The sequence below is a fragment of the Sphingopyxis sp. MG genome (assembly GCF_002953155.1).
Classification (GTDB): domain Bacteria; phylum Pseudomonadota; class Alphaproteobacteria; order Sphingomonadales; family Sphingomonadaceae; genus Sphingopyxis; species Sphingopyxis granuli.
In genome coordinates this window covers 619878-637143 of record NZ_CP026381.1, presented here as the reverse complement: position 1 = coordinate 637143, position 17266 = coordinate 619878, and the positions used below count along the sequence as shown (strand labels likewise).

Genomic DNA, 17266 nt, shown 5'->3' with positions numbered 1-17266 from the left:
GATGGATCAAATCGTCATTCGCGGCGGCCAGCGACTCAAGGGCCGTATCCCCATTTCCGGCGCCAAGAATGCCGCGCTCACCCTGCTCCCCTGCGCGCTGCTCACCGACGAGCCGCTGACGCTGCGCAACCTGCCGCGACTCGCCGACGTCGACGGTTTCGGCCACCTGCTCAACCAGCTCGGCTGCTCGACGACGATCGAAGGGTCGCGGCCGGAGGATTTCGGGCGCGTGATGACCGCGCGCGCGACGACGCTGACCTCGACCGTCGCCCCCTATGACATCGTGCGCAAGATGCGCGCGTCGATCCTCGTCCTCGGCCCGCTGCTGGCGCGCGCGGGCGAGGCGACGGTCAGCCTGCCCGGCGGCTGCGCGATCGGCAACCGGCCGATCGACCTGCACCTGAAGGCGCTCGAAGCCTTCGGGGCGGAGATCGAGCTCGCCTCGGGCTATGTGAAGGCGAGTGCGCCGGGCGGACGGCTGGCCGGCGGCAGGTTCACCTTTCCCGTCGTGTCGGTCGGCGCGACCGAGAATGCGGTGATGGCGGCGGTGCTCGCCAAGGGGACGTGCGTGCTCGAAAATGCGGCGCGCGAGCCCGAGATCGTCGACCTGTGCAACTGCCTCGCCGCGATGGGCGCCGAGATCGACGGCATCGGCAGCGAGACGCTGACCATCGAGGGCGTCGACCGGCTGCACGGCGCGACCTATCGCGTCATGGCCGACCGCATCGAGGCGGGAAGCTATGCCTGCGCCGCGGTCATCACCGAAGGCGACGTCGAACTGGTCGGCGCGAAGGCGGCCGAGATGGAGGCGACGCTCGCCGCGCTGCGCGAGGCGGGCGCGACGGTGGAGGAGGTCAAGGGCGGTATCCGCGTCGCCATGTCGGGCCGCGCCGAACCCGTGACGCTGTCGACCGCGCCCTACCCCGGCTTCGCGACCGACATGCAGGCGCAGTTCATGGCGATGGCGACGCTGGGCACCGGCGCTTCGCTGTTCACCGAGACGATTTTCGAGAATCGCTACATGCACGTTCCCGAACTCGCGCGCATGGGCTGCGACATCCAGGTCAAGGGCCGCACCGCAGTCGTCCGCGGCGTCGAAAAGCTGGTCGGCGCGCCGGTGATGGCGACCGACCTGCGCGCCTCGATGAGCCTGATCATCGCCGGGCTCGCCGCCGAGGGCGAGACGCAGGTCAACCGCGTCTATCACCTCGACCGCGGCTATGAGCGGCTGGAAGAAAAATTGCAGGCGGTCGGCGCCGATATCGAGCGGGTCAGCGACGACTGACGCGGTGTGCGAAAAGCGCGCAACATCATTTCAAGGCATACAGAGCACACGGTACGCCCCTTTGTTCGAGGGGTCGTGCGTCCATTCGACCTCCCCTCCCGCTTGCGGGAGGGGCAGCGAGGCTTGCGAACTTGTTCGCTAGCCGCAGCGGGGTGGGCAAATGCAACGCCGCTGGCCCACCCCCGACCCCTCCCGCAAGCGGGAGGGGAGACGCGTGTATGCACAAATTGAAGCAGTCATGCGTCGAAGGCCGGCACGGCGCGATAACGTAGGAAAGCCTTTCGTAGGTCGCTCCGGCGTCAGTCGCGCGGGTTCTCGCTCGCCATGGCCGAGCATTCGGGGGCGTCGACCGCGACCGATACCATGTTTCCGCTGACCGAGGGGCGCTCGGGCCGCTTCGCCACCGCGATGATCAGTCCGGCGAGCGCCACCGCGCCGCCTGCGATCGACAGCGGCGCCCAGTGATAGTCTTCGAAGACGGTCGAAAAACCCATCGCGATGATCGGGATCAGCACGCTCGACCACGCCGCCTGCCCCGGGCCGACGGCGCGGATCACGCTGAAATAGAGCGGAAAGGACACCGCGCTGGCGACGATACCCAGATAGAGGACGCCCAGCAGATAGACGGGCGTCGCCTCGATCGTCGGCGGCCCGGTCGTAATCCATGCAAAGCCGCCATCGGCGAGCGCGCCGAAGAGCATCGCCCATGCGATCATCACCGTCATCGACTGCGCGCGGGCGATCTTCGTCCCCTGCATGACGTTGGCGATCGAGGCCGAGAAAACCCCCGTCAGCGTCAGCAGCGTGCCCGCGACCACCGCCTGCGGACCGAGCGCCGCGGCGCGATATTCGTGCAGGATCATCAGCCCGACGCCGACGATCGCGATTCCGGCACCCGCCAGGAAGCGCCCTTCGAGCGGAGTCTTCAGGAACAGCCGCCCGAACAGCGTGTTCGGCACGATGAGCAGCGCGAACAGCACCGCGACCAGCCCCGACGTGATATGCTGTTCGGCGCGATAGACGAAATTGAAGTTGAAGGTGAACTGCGCGATGCCGAGCAGCACGACGAAGGCGAAGGCCCGGCGGTCGAGCCACAGCCGTTCACCCCGCATCGCGGCGAACAGGAACATCGCGGCCGCCGCGACGATGAAGCGATAGGTCACCGACCAGCTCGGCGGGACGATGCCGAGTTGCCCCTTGATGACGATCCACGTCGATCCCCAGATCAGCGTTACCAGAGCGAAGGGGATAAGGACGCGCGGATGGAGGAGCGATACGCCGGGCTGGCTCATAGCGCGGCGATCGCCGCCGCGAGCGGCGCCGTCGAGGCGGCGTCCTGATCCCAGCTGGTGACGAGGCGCGCGGCGCCTTCGCCCCAGTCGTAGAAATCGAATCCCTGTGCGCGCAGATCGGCCGCCTCTTCGGCGGTCAGCCGCACGAACAGCTCGTTCGCCTCGACCGGATACATCAGCCGGTCGCCGCAGGCCGCGGCGAGCGCCGCCGCCCCGGCGTTGGCGGCGCGCGCGTTGGCGAGCCACAGATCGTCCTTCAGCATCGCGCGGATCTGCGCCGCGACGAAGCGCCCCTTGCTGAGCAGGTGCCCGCCGCGCTTCTTGAGTTCGCGTACGCCAGCACCGCCGCTGCCGCCGAAGAACACCAGCGCCTCGGCCATCATCGCGCCGTTCTTGGTGAAGCCGAACGACAGCGCGTCGACCCCGGCGCGCCAGGTGACGTCGGCCGGCGTGCAGCCGAGAAAGGCGACCGCATTGGCGAAGCGCGCGCCGTCCATGTGCAGCTTCATGCCGCTGGCCTTCGCGATCTCGCTGATCTCGGCGACCTCGTCGGGACGCCAGGACAGGCCATATTCTGTCGCGTTGGTGATGCTGATCGCCGCCGGCTGGACCTGGTGGACGTCGGCGCGGATGCCGGCGATTCGCGCCTTCAGCGCATCGGCGTCGATCTTCGCCCCCGTGCCGGGCAGCGGCATCAGCTTGGCGCCGCCCGAATAGAAGGTCGGGGCGCCGCATTCGTCGACCTCTATATGCGCTTCCTCATAGCAGAGGATGCCCTGCCACGGCCGCACGAAATGGGCGAGGATAATGCTGTTCGCCGCGGTTCCGGTCGAAATCCAGACGACCTCGCACTCCGTTTCGAACAGGTCCGAAAAGGCCGCGTCGAGCGACCGGCTGAGCGCGTCGCCGTCATAGGCGGTATCGACGTGGTTCGCCGCGGCGAGAGCGTCCATGACCGCGGGATGGACCGCAGCCGCATTGTCGGAAAAGAAGCGCAGGGCGGTCATGCCGCCGCCCTTAGCGCAGGACGGGCATCCTGCTAAGCCGTTATTTGCTCCACGCGTCCGGCGCGGCGTCCCGGTCGGGCGAGCGCGGACGGTAGAGCCATTTGCCCTTGGTCCGCGACCGGCGCACCAGATATTCGCCCGGCATCAGCAGGCGGAAGTGCGTGCCGTTGCGGTCGAGCAGCAGACCGAAACGGGGCAGCAGGATCGAACGGCTGTGCCATTCGTAGACGCCGTCGTTCGGCGCGGCAGGATTCTCCATGGCGGACCACTCCGCTCCCGAGCAAAATCGCCCCGTTCCGATGGCGGGAGACTCCATCGGACCCGGAACGTCCTTACCGCGATTCGGTTGCATGGTGGTGGCAGGGGCGGACGGCACGGCGCATGAAACGACCGGACCGACCGGCTTCGGCCGCGCGAGCGCGGCCAGCCGAAAACCGCGCCGCGCCGCGCGATCAGCGGTCGCGCTTCGCCAGCAGCTTGAGCCGCAGCGCGTTCAGCTTGATGAAGCCCGCCGCGTCCTTCTGGTCATAGGCGCCGGCGTCGTCCTCGAAGGTGACGTGGCGCTCGCTGTACAGGCTGTGCGGCGACTTGCGGCCGACAACGGCGGCACTGCCCTTGTAGAGCTTGAGCCGCACCGTGCCCGTCACCTTTTCCTGGCTGTGGTCGATCGCCGCCTGCAGCATCTCGCGCTCGGGCGCGAACCAGAAGCCGTTGTAGATGAGCTCGGCATATTTCGGCATCAGCTCGTCCTTCAGGTGCGCCGCGCCGCGGTCGAGCGTGATGCTTTCGATCCCGCGATGCGCGCGGGCATAGATTTCGCCGCCCGGCGTCTCGTACATGCCGCGCGACTTCATGCCGACGAAGCGGTTCTCGACGAGGTCGAGCCGGCCGATGCCATGCTTGCGGCCAAGGTCGTTGAGCGCCGCGAGCAGCGTCGCGGGCGACATCGCCTGCCCGTTCAGCGCGACGCCGTCGCCGCGCTCGAAATCGATGGTGACATATTCGGGCGCATCGGGCGCATCCTCGGGGTTCACCGTGCGCGAATAGACATAGTCGGGGGTCTCTTCCCACGGATCCTCGAGCACCTTGCCCTCCGACGAAGTGTGGAGAAGGTTCGCGTCGGTCGAGAAGGGACTTTCGCCACGCTTGTCCTTCGGCACCGGAATCTGGTGTTTTTCGGCGAAGTCGATCAGCGCGGTGCGGCTCGTCAGGTCCCATTCGCGCCACGGCGCGATCACCTTGATGTCAGGGTTCAGCGCATAGCAGGACAACTCGAAGCGCACCTGATCGTTGCCCTTGCCCGTCGCACCGTGCGCGACCGCGTCGGCGCCGGTCTGCTTCGCAATCTCGACCAGCCGCTTCGAGATCAGCGGCCGCGCGATCGAGGTGCCGAGCAGATAGTCGCCCTCGTAGCGGGCGTTGGCGCGCATCATCGGAAAGACGAAGTCGCGGACAAACTCCTCACGCAGGTCGTCGATGAAGATATGCTCGGGCTTGATCCCCATCAGCTCGGCCTTGGCGCGCGCGGGTTCCAGTTCCTCGCCCTGCCCCAGATCGGCGGTGAAGGTCACGACCTCGCAGCCATAGCGGGTCTGCAGCCACTTGAGGATGACGCTGGTGTCGAGCCCCCCCGAATAGGCGAGGACGACGCGCTTGATGGACTCGGACATGATGGCACCTTCTGGCGGGAGACGACGCGGGCGCGGCTAGCAGGCCAGCCCGCGCGGCGCAACGGCCTGATCGGGCGAAGGGGCGGAAAAGGGCGCGGCCACATCCTTCGCCATGCGGAACTTTCCCTTTCGTCACCCTGAACTTGTTCGGCAAACATCCCCTTCCGACAGGTGAGCGTTCCCCGGCGAAAGCCGGGGTCCAGCTACGTGCGCCTGCCTCGCATGGACCCCGGCTTTCGCCGGGGATCACCAGCGTCCCTGTCTCAAGGGTATAAACGCCAACTCGTTTCAGAGCCTGCCCCGGACCCGATCCGGGGGTCCATGGCCTGCCCTCGAATGAAAAGCGGCGCAAAAGGGAAACAAGTTCAGCATGACGAAGGATGGACCTGATCCGGGAAAAGCAATCCAGGGCGGTTACCGCGCACTCTGGATTGCCGCGCGGCTTCGCCGCTCGCAATGACGAGTCCATTCGATGTCATCGCGCTCTGACCGCACCGCGAGCGCGCGGAGCGTAGGAACAGCGCGTCAGGCGGCGCGCAGAAGCCGGAAGTCGACGCCGCTCGGGTCCTGAAAGGGCCGCAGTCCGAATTCGGGCATGATCGCGAACAGATGATCGAAGATATCCGACTGGATATCCTCATATTCCGCCCACGCGGTCGTGCTGGTGAAACAATAGATTTCGATGGGAAGGCCCTGCGCCGTCGGCGCCAGCTGCCGGACCAGCAACGTCATGTCCTTCGATATGCGACCGTTCGCCCGCAGATAGGCGAGGACATAGGCGCGGAAGGTGCCGACGTTGGTGACGCGGCGGCTGTTGACCGGATCGTGCCCGGCCCGTTCGACCCGGGCATTCCATTCGCCCAGTTCGCCCTGCTTGCTCTCCAGATAATCGTCGATCAGCCGCAGGCGGCGCAGTTGCTGCTCTTCGTCCGCGGTCAGAAAGCGGATGCAGTTCTGGTCGATCAGCAGCGACCGCTTGATCCGGCGCCCGCCCGATTCCGACATGCCGCGCCAGTTCTTGAAACTCTCCGCGATCAGGCGATGCGTCGGGATGGTGGTGATCGTCTTGTCCCAATTCTGCACCTTGATCGTGTGCAGCGCGATGTCGATCACGTCGCCATCGGCGTTGAGCTGCGGCATTTCAATCCAGTCGCCGACGCGCAGCATGTCGTTCGAGGTGAGCTGCACCGACGCGACGAGCGAAAGTATCGTATCCTTGAACACCAGCATCAGCACCGCGGCCATCGCGCCGAGGCCGGACAGCAGCAGCAGGGGCGATTGCTCCATCAATGCCGCGACGATCAGGATCGCCGCCCCGGCATAGAGGATGATCTTCAGCACCTGCATATAGCCCTTGATCGGCCGGCTCGCGGCGTCGGGCCGCCGCTCGTATATCTCGTTCCCCAGGCTGAAGGCCCGGCTGATCGCCATGGCGATGAAGAGGATGATGGAGGCGGCGACGACATTGCCGACCACGGTGACGACGCCCGCGGGCAAATGCGGCACCGCTCCGATGCCCGACGAGATGACAAGCGCGGGAAAGACGTTGGCAAGCCTTGCCGCGACGGGAACCGGCGTCGGCCCGCCCTGCGGCAGCCAGCGCAGCGCGACGCGCAACACGACATGCTTGACGATGAAGTTGACGACCCAGGCGATGGTGAGGAGCAGGCCCAGGCCGATCAAGGTCTCGGCCCAGGGCGGCAGGTCGGCAAGGAAGGGAAAAACAGCAGCGATCGAGAGGGTTTCGGTCGTGATGGAATGCATGACATCGTGCCTGCTGGCGCGCAGGCCTGTCTCCTTTGGCTATGGACGGGATATCAAAACATCGCACGCCCCGCGCGCCGGTGTCAAATTTCGCCGACTTCCGCAGGCTGACCTACGCCTTTGTCATGCCGAACCCGTTTCCGCCTTTTCACGCCGCCAGCGAAAGTCGCAGCCCCAATGCCCTGCATATCCTGACCAGCGTATCGAGGGTCGGATTGCCGTTCTCACCCAGCGCCTTGTAGAGGGCTTCCCGCGTCAGACCGGTCTTGCGGGCCAGCGCCGTCATGCCTTGCGAGCGAGCGATGGTCCTCAACGCCTCGCGGATTTCCTCGCTGTCGCCGTCTTCCAGATAGGTGTCGAGATAGGCGGCGATATCCTCGGGCGTGCGAAGAAGTTCTGCCGGATCCCAGATTTTGGTTTCAATAGCCATCATTCGATCTCCTTCGCCATCGCCTTGGCCTTTTCGATGTCGCGCGATTGCGATCCCTTGTCGCCACCGCACAGCAGGATCACCACGACATCGCCCCGCCTCGTAAAATAAACGCGATATCCGGGCCCGAACGTGAAGCGCAGTTCGCTGACTCCGCCGCCGACCGATTTGACATCCCCCGAGTTACCCGTCGCAAGACGATTGAGGCGCTTTGCGATACGAGCGCGTGCTGCAACGTCCCGGAAGTCCGGCAATCCACTGGATGAAATCGTCCGTGCGCCGAATTTCGATCATATGTGAACTATAGATTACACGGTCAGACGTGTCAACTACGGATTACATCGCGCCATATTGCGCTTCCGCCTCGCCCATATAATCCCGCGTCAGCGGCAGCGCGCGGCGGCTGCGGGCGAACTGGATCTGGTAATTGCCCATGCTGCCGCTCTCGAACGCCGCGGTCGCGCCGGCGAGGTAGAAGGTCCACATGCGAAAGAAGCGCTCGCCCATCATCGCCACGATCTGTGCCTCGTGCGCGACGGTGCGCGCATACCATTGGCGCAGCGTCAGCGCATAGTGGAGGCGCAGCGTCTCGACGTCGGTGGCGATCAGCCGGCATTTCTCGCTCGCCGCCACCGTCTCGCTGAGCGCGGGGATATAGCCTCCGGGGAAGATATATTTGCGCGTGAAGGCGTCGGTCGATCCCGCCCCCCCGAAGCGGCCGATGGTGTGGAGCAGCATCACCCCGTCCGCCGTCATCAGGTTCGCGCAGGCGCGGAAGAAGGCCTCGAAATTGCGCGCGCCGACATGTTCGAACATGCCGACCGAAACGATGCGGTCGAAGCGCCCCGGCTCGCGCGCCGCAAGGTCGCGATAATCGATCAGTTCGAAGCGCACGCGGTCGGCGACCCCCGCCGCCTCCGCACGCTGGCGCGCGAGGGCGAGCTGCTCGTCCGACAGGGTGATGCCCAGCACCTCGACCTGCTCCAGCTTCGCCAGCGTGATCGCCATCCCGCCCCAGCCGCAGCCGATGTCGAGCACGCGCTGCCCGGGCGCGAGCGCGAGCTTTGCCGCGATATGCGCCTTCTTCGCCGCCTGCGCCTGCTCCAGCGTCATGTCCGGCCGCGGCCAGTAGGCGCAGCTATATTGCATGTCGTCGTCGAGGAAGAGGCGATAGAGATCGTTGCCGATGTCGTAGTGATGATGGACGTGGGCGCGCGCGCTGCGGCGGCGGTTGATCGAGTTGAATCGCGTCCGCACCCCTTCCAGCCATTCGCCGAAGACGGTCTTGTCCTTGAGCTTCGCCCCGCGGTCCCACGGCGTGTTCATGCGCAGCAGCGCGATCAGCTCCATGATGTCGCCCTCGACGATCTGGAGGTCGCCGTCCATGAAGGTTTCGCCGGCGCCGAGGCGCGGATCGAAGATGATCCGGCGCATCGCGCGCCGGTTCCGGAAGCGGACGGTGACCTCCGGAAAACCGGATTCGGGCTCGCCGAAACGCTCTTCGCGACCGTCGGGCATGACGACGGTCAACCTGCCGCGGCGCACGACGCGGGTAAGGAAGGGACGCAGGATCGACATAGGTCTCGGTTCAGAACCCCCGTGGCGGCATTTGGTTGCGCTCGGTTGCCGGCATAGCATGCAGGATCGCCGATGTCGTCCCGGTCGCGGCGCGGAGCCCGCGTCGTGCACGCAATGCCCGATTGTCCGTCATCCCAGCGAAAGCCGGCACGACGTTCGGGGCCGGACGACCTCGAAGCGCTACGGCGGGACAGTCTAAGAACTGCGGGAATTCAGATCATATCGCGTTGATTTGTAAAAGTCGTGTTCCCCCGCGAAGGCGGGGGTCCATCTCCCACCGGTTCCATCTTGCGCCGACCGGAGATGGGTCCCCGCCTTCGCGGGGACACACGACCCGGAACAAGCCGCAATCTGAATCCCACAGACCTTAGGCGGCCGCCTCCGCCGCATATTCCTCGCGGTAGCGGGTGCGCAGCGTCACCTTGTCGATCTTTTCGGTGCCGAGCTTGGGCAGCGGATCGCGCGCGATCCAGATGCGCTGCGGCACCTTGAAGGGCGCGAGGCGCGCCTTCAGGAAATCGGCCAGCCCCGCGGCATCGAGCGCGCTGCCCGGCTTCGTCCACAACACGGCGCCCGGCACCTCGCCCAGCCGCTCGTCGGGCAGGCCGAACACCGCGCATTCGTTCACGTCGTCATGTTCGTAGATCGCCGCCTCGACCTCCTGGCAGCTGATGTTCTCGCCGCCGCGGATGATGATGTCCTTCTTGCGGTCGACGATGAACAGATAGCCGTCCGCGTCGAGATAGCCGAGGTCGCCCGAGCGGAAATAGCCGTTGGCGAAGATCGCCGCCTTCGTCGCCTCGGGATTGTTCCAATAGCCTTCGAAATTGCAGACCGAGCGGATGCAGATTTCGCCGACCTGTCCCTGCGGCAGCGCGTTGCCGTCGTCGTCGAGGATCGCGAGGTCGACGAGCGGCTTCGACGCCGGGCCGGTCGACAGCGGCTTTTCGAGATAATTCTCGTTGATGATGCCGCAGCCGACGGCGTTGGTCTCGGTCAGGCCGTAGCCGAGCAGCGGCTTGCCGTCGCCCATCTCGGTGGCGAGGCGCTTGACGTGCTCGGGCGGACGCGGCGAACCGCCGCCCGCATAGCTCTTGCAGGTCGACAGGTCGTATTTCGACCGGTTCGGATGGACGAGGATCTCGTAGCTCATCAGCGGCACGCCGACGAAATAATTGACCTGTTCGTCCTGGATCAGCCGCATCGCCTCTTCGGCGTTCCATTTCGGCATCAGCACCAGCTTGCGCCCCAGCGCGAAGCTTTGCAGGAACACCGGAATCTCGGCGGTGACGTGGAACAGCGGCGTGCAGATCAGCGTCGCGGGCTGGATGTCCGACATCAGCCCGTCCTGGGTCAGCAGATGGACGATGCTGGCGGTCTGGGTCACATAGTTGAAGACCGCCTGCACCACCGCCTCGTGCCGCGAATAGGCGCCCTTCGACTGGCCGGTCGATCCCGAGGTGAAAAGGATGGTCGCAAGGTCCTGCCCGGTCAGCCGCGGCAATTCGGTCTCCGCGCTGCCGCCCGCGTCGGTGATCGGCGCGATCGCCTCGTCGATCGGCCTGGCGATGTCGAGCGTGATCACCGTCGCGCCGTGCGCGGTTCCGGCGAGCCGTTCGGCGCGCTGCGGGTCGGCGATGACCAGCTTCGCCTCGCTGTCGGCGATCCCCGCCGCCAGCTCGCCGCCCTGCCACCAGCCGTTGAGCAGCGTCGCACAGCCGCCCGCCAGCAGCACGCCGATATAGACGACGCACCAGGCGTTGGCGTTGCGCATCGCGATCGCGACGCGGTCACCGCGCTGCACCCCGTGCCCTTCGACCAGCGCCGCCGCGACCCGCCGCGCGGCCGCATAGGTCTGCCGGAACGACAGGCGCTCGTCGCCCTCGACCAGGAAGGTCGCGTCGCCGTGCTGCGCGCAGAAGAAGGCGACATAGTCGGCGAGGTTGGTCGGCGCATTGGTGATGAACGGCAGGTCCCGCCCGAAGCGTTCGACCGATCCGACCTGGATGAGCCCTCCGGGGCCGGTGATCTGTTCGTAAGCGGCGTCCAGGCGCAGGTCGAGCGCGGATGGCATCAGTATCTCTCCTCTTGGTCTCGGTGCGCTTACCCCTTATGGGGAAAGGCCTCTCCTGGGGAAGGGCCGAGCCTTTATGACATTTCCTGCGCTTCTAGCCGAAGCAACGCAATATTTGAACTTCCATGATCTGATGGGCGAAAACAGCGAAATCGCCTTCCACGTCTTCGGCCTGCCGATCCGCTGGTACGCGCTCGCCTATCTCGCCGGCATCTTCGTCGGCTATTGGTATCTGCTGAGGCTAATCGCGCAGCCGGGCGCCCCGATGGCGCGTCGCCACGCCGACGACATGATCTTCTATGCAATGCTCGGCATCATCCTCGGCGGCCGCATCGGCTATGTCCTCTTCTACAATCTCGGCGCCTATCTGGCCGACCCGATCGCCATCTTCCGCCTGTGGGACGGCGGCATGTCGCTGCACGGCGGCGTGGTCGGCGTGCTGATCGCCATCTGGTACGTCACGCGCAAGGAAAAGCTGAGCTTCCTGCGCTTCTGCGACTATATCGCGTGCGTCGTGCCTTTCGGCCTCTTCTTCGGCCGCGTCGCCAATTTCGTCAACGGCGAGCTGTGGGGACGCCCGACGACGGTGCCCTGGGCGATCATCTTTCCGGGCAGCGGCACGATGGACCCGCGCCACCCGAGCCAGCTCTACGAGGCGGGGCTGGAGGGCGTCGTGACCTTCCTCGTCCTCGCCTTCATCTTCTGGCGCACCGATGCGCGCTACAAGCCCGGCTTCCTGTTCGGCATGGCGGCGATCCTCTATGGCCTCAGCCGCTTCGCGCTCGAATTCGTCCGCGAACCCGACGTCCAGCTCGGCACGCTGCCGTGGGGGCTGACGATGGGGCAGACGCTGACGGTGCCGATGCTGATCGCCGGAATCTGGCTGGTCGCGACCGCCAGGGGCCGCCGCCAGCGCGTCGAGCCGATCGCGGGGCCCGACAGCATTGCGTGACGGCCCGCCCACGCCGGCGCAGCTGATCAGGGAAGTGGCGGCGGGACGGCCGATGACGGTCGCCGACTATATGGCGGCCGCCAACGCGCATTATTATGCGACGCGCGACCCGCTGGGGACCGCCGGCGACTTCACCACCGCGCCCGAGATCAGCCAGATGTTCGGCGAGATGATCGGCATCTGGATCGCCGACCTGTGGCGGCGCGCGGGCAGCCCCGCGATTCGCTATGTCGAGATCGGCCCCGGCCGCGGCACGCTGGCCGCCGACGCGCTGCGCACGCTCGCGCGCTTCGGCTGCGCGCCGCAGGGCATCCATCTGGTCGAGGCGAGCCCGGTGCTGCGCGCGGCGCAGGCGGCGCGCCTGTCGTCGGCCGAGCATCACGACGCGGTCGACGCCCTGCCCGACGACCTGCCGCTGATCGTCGTCGCCAATGAATTCTTCGACGCGCTGCCGATCCATCAATATGTGCGGACGGCGGACGGCTGGCGCGAGCGCATGGTCGAGCGCCGCGACGGCCGCCTCGTCGCGGTCCCCGGCGACACGCCGGTGGACGAGATCATCCCCCCGGCGCTGCGCGTGCGCGGCGAGGGCACGATCGTCGAGACCGCCCCGGCGGCGGCGGCGGTCATGCACAAGTGCAGCGCCCGCCTCGCGCGGCAGGGCGGCGCGATGCTGGCCGTCGACTATGGCTACAGCGGCCCGGCGGCGGGCGACACGCTGCAGGCGGTGAAGGCGCATCGCTTCGCCGATCCCTTCGCCGATCCGGGCGAGGCCGACCTGACCGCGCATGTCGATTTCGCCGCGCTCGCCCATGCCGCGCGGCGCCCCTCGACCCACGTCCTCGGCCCCGTCGGACAGGGCATCTGGCTGAGCGCGATGGGAATCGACGCGCGGCTCGAAACGCTGAGCGCCGCGGCGCCCGCGCGCGCCGCCGAACTGCGCGGCCAGCGCGACCGGCTGGTCGAGCCCGGCCAGATGGGCGAGCTGTTCCAGTGCCTCGCGGTGTCGGCGGCCGGCTGGCCGCGCCCCGCCGGCTTTCCGGAGTGACCGCATGACCGCCGCCGTCGTCCCCGCCCGCGCCGACGATGCCGAGGCGCTGTCGCGCTTTGCCGAAGCGGCCTTCGTCGACACCTTCGGCCCTCTCTACGACCCCGCCGACCTCGCGGCCTTCCTCGCCGACTGGAACCCGCCCGCGCGCATCCGCGCGCAGATCGCCGACCCCGCCTGGACGATCGGGCTGGTGCGCGATGCAGGGGGCGCGATCGCGGGCTTTGCGAAGCTCGGCCCGATCGACTTCGCGCTGCCCGAAGGCCAGCCCGCCGACGATGCGACCGAACTGCACCAACTCTATGTCGGCGAGGCGGCGAAGGGCACCGGGGTCGCCGCCGCGCTGATGCAATGGAGCATCGCCTGGGCCCGCGAGCGCGCCGCCATCCTCTATCTGTCGGTGTTCACCGAAAATCCGCGCGCGCAGGCCTTCTATCGCCGCTATGGTTTCGTCGACGTCGGCCGCAACGCTTTCCGGGTCGGCAACCATATCGACGAAGATCGCATCTGGAGGCTCGACCTGTGACCCCGCCCTTTCGCACCGCCGCGCCGCTGGAGGGCGTCCCGCACGGTTTCTTCGGACGCCGCGGCGGGGTGTCGGGCGGCGACCTCGCTTCGCTCAACTGCGGGCTCGGGTCGGGCGACGATCCCGCGCTGATCGCCGAGAACCGCCGCCGCGCCGCCGACGCGCTGTTGCCCGGCGCGGCGCTGGCCGGCCTCTATCAGGTCCACGGCAACCGCTGCGTCGTCGTCGATGCGGCAAGCGACCCCGCCGCGCGGCCGGAGGCGGACGCGCTTGCGACCCGCACCCCGGGCATCCTGCTGTCGATCCTGACCGCCGACTGCGTGCCGGTGCTGTTCGCCGACCGCGAGGCCGGCGTCGTCGGCGCCGCACATGCCGGGTGGAAAGGCGCGCTCGCGGGCGTCACCGACGCGACGCTCGACGCGATGCAGGGACTGGGCGCCGACGCCTCGCGCATCACCGCCGCGATCGGCCCGTGCATCGGCCGCGCCTCCTATGAGGTCGACGAGGCTTTCGTGCAGCGCTTCGTCGACGATGACCCCGAAAACGAGCGCTTCTTCGCCGCCGCGCGCGCCGGCCACGCGATGTTCGACATCGCCGCCTATGTCGCCGCGCGCCTTGCCGCGGCGGGGGTGGCGCGGATCGCGATCGACGGGCAGGACACCTATGCCGAGGCCGCGGAGTATTTCAGCTATCGCCGCGCCTGCCACCGGGGCGAGGACAGCTATGGACGCCAGATGGCGCTGATCGGCATCGCGGCGCGATGAGGGGAACGCGATGAGGGAGGTGCGATGACGGGGGCACGGCTGTTCGGGCTGGTCGGCGGGCTGCTGGCGTTCGCCCTGATGCGGATGCTGCCGGCGCCCGCGGGAATGGAGCCGGGCGCCTGGGCGGTCGCGGCGATGACGCTGCTGATGGCGGTGTGGTGGATGACCGAGGCGATGCCGCTGACGGTCACCGCGCTGCTGCCCTTCCTGCTCGTGCCCAGCTTCGGGGTGATGGATTCCAACGCCATCGCCAAGGAATATTATTCGCCGATCCTGTTCCTGATCCTGGGCGGCGCCTTTCTGGCGCTGGCGATCGAGCGCGTCGGCCTGCACCGCCGGGTCGCGCTGGCGCTGCTCAAGCGCGCGCCGCCGACCGCGACCGGGCTGCTCTTCGCCTTCATGGCGGCGACCGCGGCGATCGGCCTGCTCGTCTCCAACACCTCGACCGCGCTGATCATGATCCCGATCGCGCTCGCGGTGATCGAGGCGGCGGGCATCCCGGAAGGAGAGACAGAGGGTTTCGCCGGTGCGGTGATCATGGGCACCGCCTTCGGCGCGACGATCAGCGGGTTCGGGACGCTGGTCGCGACGCCGACGAACGCGATCGCCGCCGGGCTGATCGAGCGGACGCTGGGCGTGCACATCTCCTTCCTCGACTGGCTGATGTTCGGCCTGCCGGTCGTGATCCTGAGCGTGCCGATCGTCACCTTCGTCCTCGCGCGCGTCCAGCGATTGAAGGACCATCCCTTCGACGCCGCCGCCGCGGCGAGCGCGCTGGGCGAGGCGACGACGTGGAGCCGCGCCGAGCGCCGCGTCGTGCCCGTCGCGCTGCTGGTCGTCGCGGCGTGGATCGCGCAGCCGCTGCTGGCGCCGCTGTTTCCGAAGGGCGCACTGACCGACGGCACGATCGCGGTGGCGGGCAGCCTGCTGCTGTTCGTCGTTCCCGACGGGACGGGCCGTCCGCTGCTGGTCTGGAAGGAAGCCGACCGGGCGCCGTGGGGCGTCATCATGCTGTTCGGCGGCGGGCTGGCGCTGGCGGCGGCGATGACCGAAAGCGGGCTCGCGGCGTGGCTCGGCACCATCCTCGCCCCGCTCGGCGCGATGCCCGCGATCCTGCTGGCGCTGATCATCGTTGCGCTGACCATCCTCGTCACCGAGTTCGCGAGCAATGTCGCGACCGCGAGCGGCATCATGCCCGTGCTGACCGCGCTGATCGCGGCGACGGGGGCCGATCCGATCCTGCTCGCCCTGCCCGTCGCAATGGCGGCGAGCTGGGGCTTCATGCTGCCGTCGGGCACCGGGCCGAGCGCGCTCGCCTGGTCGACCGGCCACATCGCGCTGCCGCGCATGCTGAAGGCCGGGCTGGTCCTCGACATCATCGGCGCGCCGCTGCTGATCGGGGTGATCTGGACCGTCGCGATGCTGGTGTAGGGCGGGGCGGCCGTGGCACGCGCCGCGCGCGGATTTCGTTTCAATTGCAACCGGCGCTGTTGTAGACGGAACGCCTCATCCAAAGGAGCATTTCATGGCCATGCGCGGCAAACCCAAGGCGGACATCAAGACGATCGGCGGCCGGACGCTCAATCCCGCGACGCTGATGATGGGGCATGGCTACGACCCGGTGCTGTCCGAAGGATCGCTGAAGCCGCCGATCTTCCTCACCTCGACCTTCGCCTTCGAGAATGCGGCGGCGGGCAAGCGCTTCTTCGAACATATCACCGGCAAGCGGCAGGGGCCGGCCGACGGCCTCGTCTATTCGCGCTTCAACGGGCCGAACCAGGAAATCCTCGAAGACCGCCTCGCGATATGGGACGGCGCCGACGACAGCCTCGTCTTTTCCAGCGGCATGTCGGCGATCGCCACGCTGCTACTGTCGCTGGTCAACCAGAATGATGTCGTCGTCCATTCGGGCCCGCTCTATGCCGCGACCGAGACGCTGATCGCGCGCATCCTGTCGCGCTTCGGGGTCAGCTTCGTCGATTTCCCCGCCGGCGCGACGCGCGAGGAACTCGACGCGCTGCTCGCGCGCGCCAGGACGCTGGCCGACGAAAAGGGCGGCAAGGTCGCGCTCGTCTATCTCGAAAGCCCGGCGAACCCGACCAATGCGCTGGTCGATGTCGAGGCGGTGCGCGCGGCGCGCGACGCCGCCTTCCCCGGCGATCAGAAGCCCGCGATCGCGATCGACAACACCTTCCTCGGCCCGCTGTGGCAGCAGCCGCTGAAACAGGGCGCCGAACTCGTCGTCTACAGCCTCACCAAATATGCCGGGGGGCATTCGGACCTCGTCGCCGGGGGCGTGTCGGGCGACCAGCGGCTGATCGACATCATCCGACCGATGCGCAACACCATCGGCACCATCTGCGACCCGAACACCGCGTGGATGCTGCTGCGCAGCCTCGAAACGCTCGAACTCAGGATGAGCCGCGCGGGCGAGAATGCGCTGAAGGTCTGCACCTTCCTGAAGGATCATCCGAAGGTCGAGGGACTCGGCTACCTCGGCTTCATCGCCGACCCCCGGCAAAAGGACATCTTCGACCGGCACTGTTCGGGCGCGGGATCGACCTTCTCGCTGTTCATCCGCGGCGGCGAGGCCGAAAGCTTCCGCTTCCTCGACGCCCTGAAGATCGCAAAACTCGCCGTCAGCCTCGGCGGCACCGAAACGCTCGCCAGTCACCCCGCGGCGATGACCCACCTGTCGGTTCCCGACGAGCGCAAGAAGGCGCTGGGCATCACCGACAATCTGGTGCGCGTGTCGATCGGCATCGAGGACGCCGACGACCTGATCGCCGATTTCGACCAGGCGCTGGCGGCGGTTTGAGCCGCAAAGCCAGTGTAGGATCTTTCGCGCAGAGGCACAGAGTTCGCAGAGAAACGGA

16 protein-coding genes are annotated in these 17266 nt (G+C 67.4%); 7 read left to right on the top strand and 9 right to left on the bottom strand.

What is annotated here, in order from left to right:
• Nucleotide 1: 1 nt before the first annotated feature.
• Complete coding sequence (gene murA / locus C3E99_RS02890; protein WP_067113200.1) at nucleotides 2-1285, top strand: UDP-N-acetylglucosamine 1-carboxyvinyltransferase; 1284 nt, start codon at nucleotides 2-4, stop codon at nucleotides 1283-1285.
• A 299-nt stretch (nucleotides 1286-1584) separates the two neighbouring features.
• On the opposite strand, the gene C3E99_RS02885 is transcribed toward murA, so the two are convergent.
• The 9 genes from C3E99_RS02885 to C3E99_RS02845 all read right to left on the bottom strand — a co-directional run bounded on the left by C3E99_RS02885 (nucleotide 1585) and on the right by C3E99_RS02845 (nucleotide 11100).
• A complete protein-coding gene (locus tag C3E99_RS02885; RefSeq protein WP_076074353.1) occupies nucleotides 1585-2577 on the bottom strand; it encodes a DMT family transporter in 993 nt (330 codons plus the stop codon).
• On the bottom strand, nucleotides 2574-3575 hold the full coding sequence (locus tag C3E99_RS02880) for a threonine aldolase family protein (protein WP_076077624.1): 1002 nt from the start codon (nucleotides 3573-3575) through the stop codon (nucleotides 2574-2576). Before C3E99_RS02880 ends, C3E99_RS02885 begins: the two co-directional genes overlap by 4 nt.
• Before the next feature lie 49 nt (nucleotides 3576-3624).
• Entirely contained in the window at nucleotides 3625-3843 is a 219-nt protein-coding gene (locus C3E99_RS02875; RefSeq protein ID WP_067181756.1) for a hypothetical protein, read from the bottom strand.
• Between the two features lie 193 nt (nucleotides 3844-4036).
• Nucleotides 4037-5254 (bottom strand): argininosuccinate synthase, encoded by a 1218-nt coding sequence (locus C3E99_RS02870; protein ID WP_067113208.1) that lies wholly within the window; start codon nucleotides 5252-5254, stop codon nucleotides 4037-4039.
• Nucleotides 5255-5779: 525 nt separating this feature from the next.
• Nucleotides 5780-7018, bottom strand: coding sequence for a mechanosensitive ion channel family protein (locus C3E99_RS02865; protein WP_076074351.1), 1239 nt, complete (start codon nucleotides 7016-7018; stop codon nucleotides 5780-5782).
• Nucleotides 7019-7166: 148 nt separating this feature from the next.
• Nucleotides 7167-7451 (bottom strand): addiction module antidote protein, encoded by a 285-nt coding sequence (locus C3E99_RS02860; protein WP_076074348.1) that lies wholly within the window; start codon nucleotides 7449-7451, stop codon nucleotides 7167-7169.
• Entirely contained in the window at nucleotides 7448-7702 is a 255-nt protein-coding gene (locus C3E99_RS02855; protein WP_324787703.1) for a type II toxin-antitoxin system RelE/ParE family toxin, read from the bottom strand. The genes C3E99_RS02860 and C3E99_RS02855 overlap by 4 nt, the downstream gene beginning before the upstream one ends.
• 82 nt (nucleotides 7703-7784) lie before the next feature.
• Nucleotides 7785-9026 (bottom strand): SAM-dependent methyltransferase, encoded by a 1242-nt coding sequence (locus tag C3E99_RS02850; protein ID WP_076074344.1) that lies wholly within the window; start codon nucleotides 9024-9026, stop codon nucleotides 7785-7787.
• A gap of 367 nt (nucleotides 9027-9393) precedes the next feature.
• A complete protein-coding gene (locus tag C3E99_RS02845; RefSeq protein WP_076074341.1) occupies nucleotides 9394-11100 on the bottom strand; it encodes a class I adenylate-forming enzyme family protein in 1707 nt (568 codons plus the stop codon).
• 76 nt (nucleotides 11101-11176) lie between these two features.
• Here C3E99_RS02845 and lgt point away from each other — a divergent pair, with 76 nt between their 5' ends.
• The 6 genes from lgt to C3E99_RS02815 all read left to right on the top strand — a co-directional run bounded on the left by lgt (nucleotide 11177) and on the right by C3E99_RS02815 (nucleotide 17208).
• A complete protein-coding gene (gene lgt / locus C3E99_RS02840; RefSeq protein WP_076074339.1) occupies nucleotides 11177-12052 on the top strand; it encodes a prolipoprotein diacylglyceryl transferase in 876 nt (291 codons plus the stop codon).
• 52 nt (nucleotides 12053-12104) lie between these two features.
• Nucleotides 12105-13100 (top strand): class I SAM-dependent methyltransferase, encoded by a 996-nt coding sequence (locus C3E99_RS02835; RefSeq protein WP_234002572.1) that lies wholly within the window; start codon nucleotides 12105-12107, stop codon nucleotides 13098-13100.
• Nucleotides 13101-13104: 4 nt separating this feature from the next.
• A complete protein-coding gene (locus tag C3E99_RS02830) occupies nucleotides 13105-13626 on the top strand; it encodes a GNAT family N-acetyltransferase (RefSeq protein ID WP_076074334.1) in 522 nt (173 codons plus the stop codon).
• A complete protein-coding gene (gene pgeF / locus C3E99_RS02825) occupies nucleotides 13623-14390 on the top strand; it encodes a peptidoglycan editing factor PgeF (RefSeq protein ID WP_076074332.1) in 768 nt (255 codons plus the stop codon). Before C3E99_RS02830 ends, pgeF begins: the two co-directional genes overlap by 4 nt.
• Before the next feature lie 24 nt (nucleotides 14391-14414).
• The gene (locus tag C3E99_RS02820; RefSeq protein WP_076074329.1) at nucleotides 14415-15821 is read left to right on the top strand and encodes an SLC13 family permease; all 1407 of its coding nucleotides are present in this window, start codon (nucleotides 14415-14417) and stop codon (nucleotides 15819-15821) included.
• A gap of 94 nt (nucleotides 15822-15915) precedes the next feature.
• Entirely contained in the window at nucleotides 15916-17208 is a 1293-nt protein-coding gene (locus tag C3E99_RS02815; RefSeq protein WP_067110232.1) for a cystathionine gamma-synthase family protein, read from the top strand.
• Nucleotides 17209-17266 lie beyond the last annotated feature (58 nt).

Coding starts and splice junctions, on each gene's coding strand:
- murA (WP_067113200.1), top strand. CDS start 2: ATGGATCAAATCGTCATTCGCGGCGGCCAGCGACTCAAGGGCCGTATC.
- C3E99_RS02885 (WP_076074353.1), bottom strand. CDS start 2,577: ATGAGCCAGCCCGGCGTATCGCTCCTCCATCCGCGCGTCCTTATCCCC.
- C3E99_RS02875 (WP_067181756.1), bottom strand. CDS start 3,843: ATGGAGAATCCTGCCGCGCCGAACGACGGCGTCTACGAATGGCACAGC.
- C3E99_RS02870 (WP_067113208.1), bottom strand. CDS start 5,254: ATGTCCGAGTCCATCAAGCGCGTCGTCCTCGCCTATTCGGGGGGGCTC.
- C3E99_RS02865 (WP_076074351.1), bottom strand. CDS start 7,018: ATGCATTCCATCACGACCGAAACCCTCTCGATCGCTGCTGTTTTTCCC.
- C3E99_RS02860 (WP_076074348.1), bottom strand. CDS start 7,451: ATGATGGCTATTGAAACCAAAATCTGGGATCCGGCAGAACTTCTTCGC.
- C3E99_RS02850 (WP_076074344.1), bottom strand. CDS start 9,026: ATGTCGATCCTGCGTCCCTTCCTTACCCGCGTCGTGCGCCGCGGCAGG.
- C3E99_RS02845 (WP_076074341.1), bottom strand. CDS start 11,100: ATGCCATCCGCGCTCGACCTGCGCCTGGACGCCGCTTACGAACAGATC.
- lgt (WP_076074339.1), top strand. CDS start 11,177: ATGACATTTCCTGCGCTTCTAGCCGAAGCAACGCAATATTTGAACTTC.
- C3E99_RS02835 (WP_234002572.1), top strand. CDS start 12,105: ATGACGGTCGCCGACTATATGGCGGCCGCCAACGCGCATTATTATGCG.
- C3E99_RS02830 (WP_076074334.1), top strand. CDS start 13,105: ATGACCGCCGCCGTCGTCCCCGCCCGCGCCGACGATGCCGAGGCGCTG.
- C3E99_RS02820 (WP_076074329.1), top strand. CDS start 14,415: ATGACGGGGGCACGGCTGTTCGGGCTGGTCGGCGGGCTGCTGGCGTTC.
- C3E99_RS02815 (WP_067110232.1), top strand. CDS start 15,916: ATGGCCATGCGCGGCAAACCCAAGGCGGACATCAAGACGATCGGCGGC.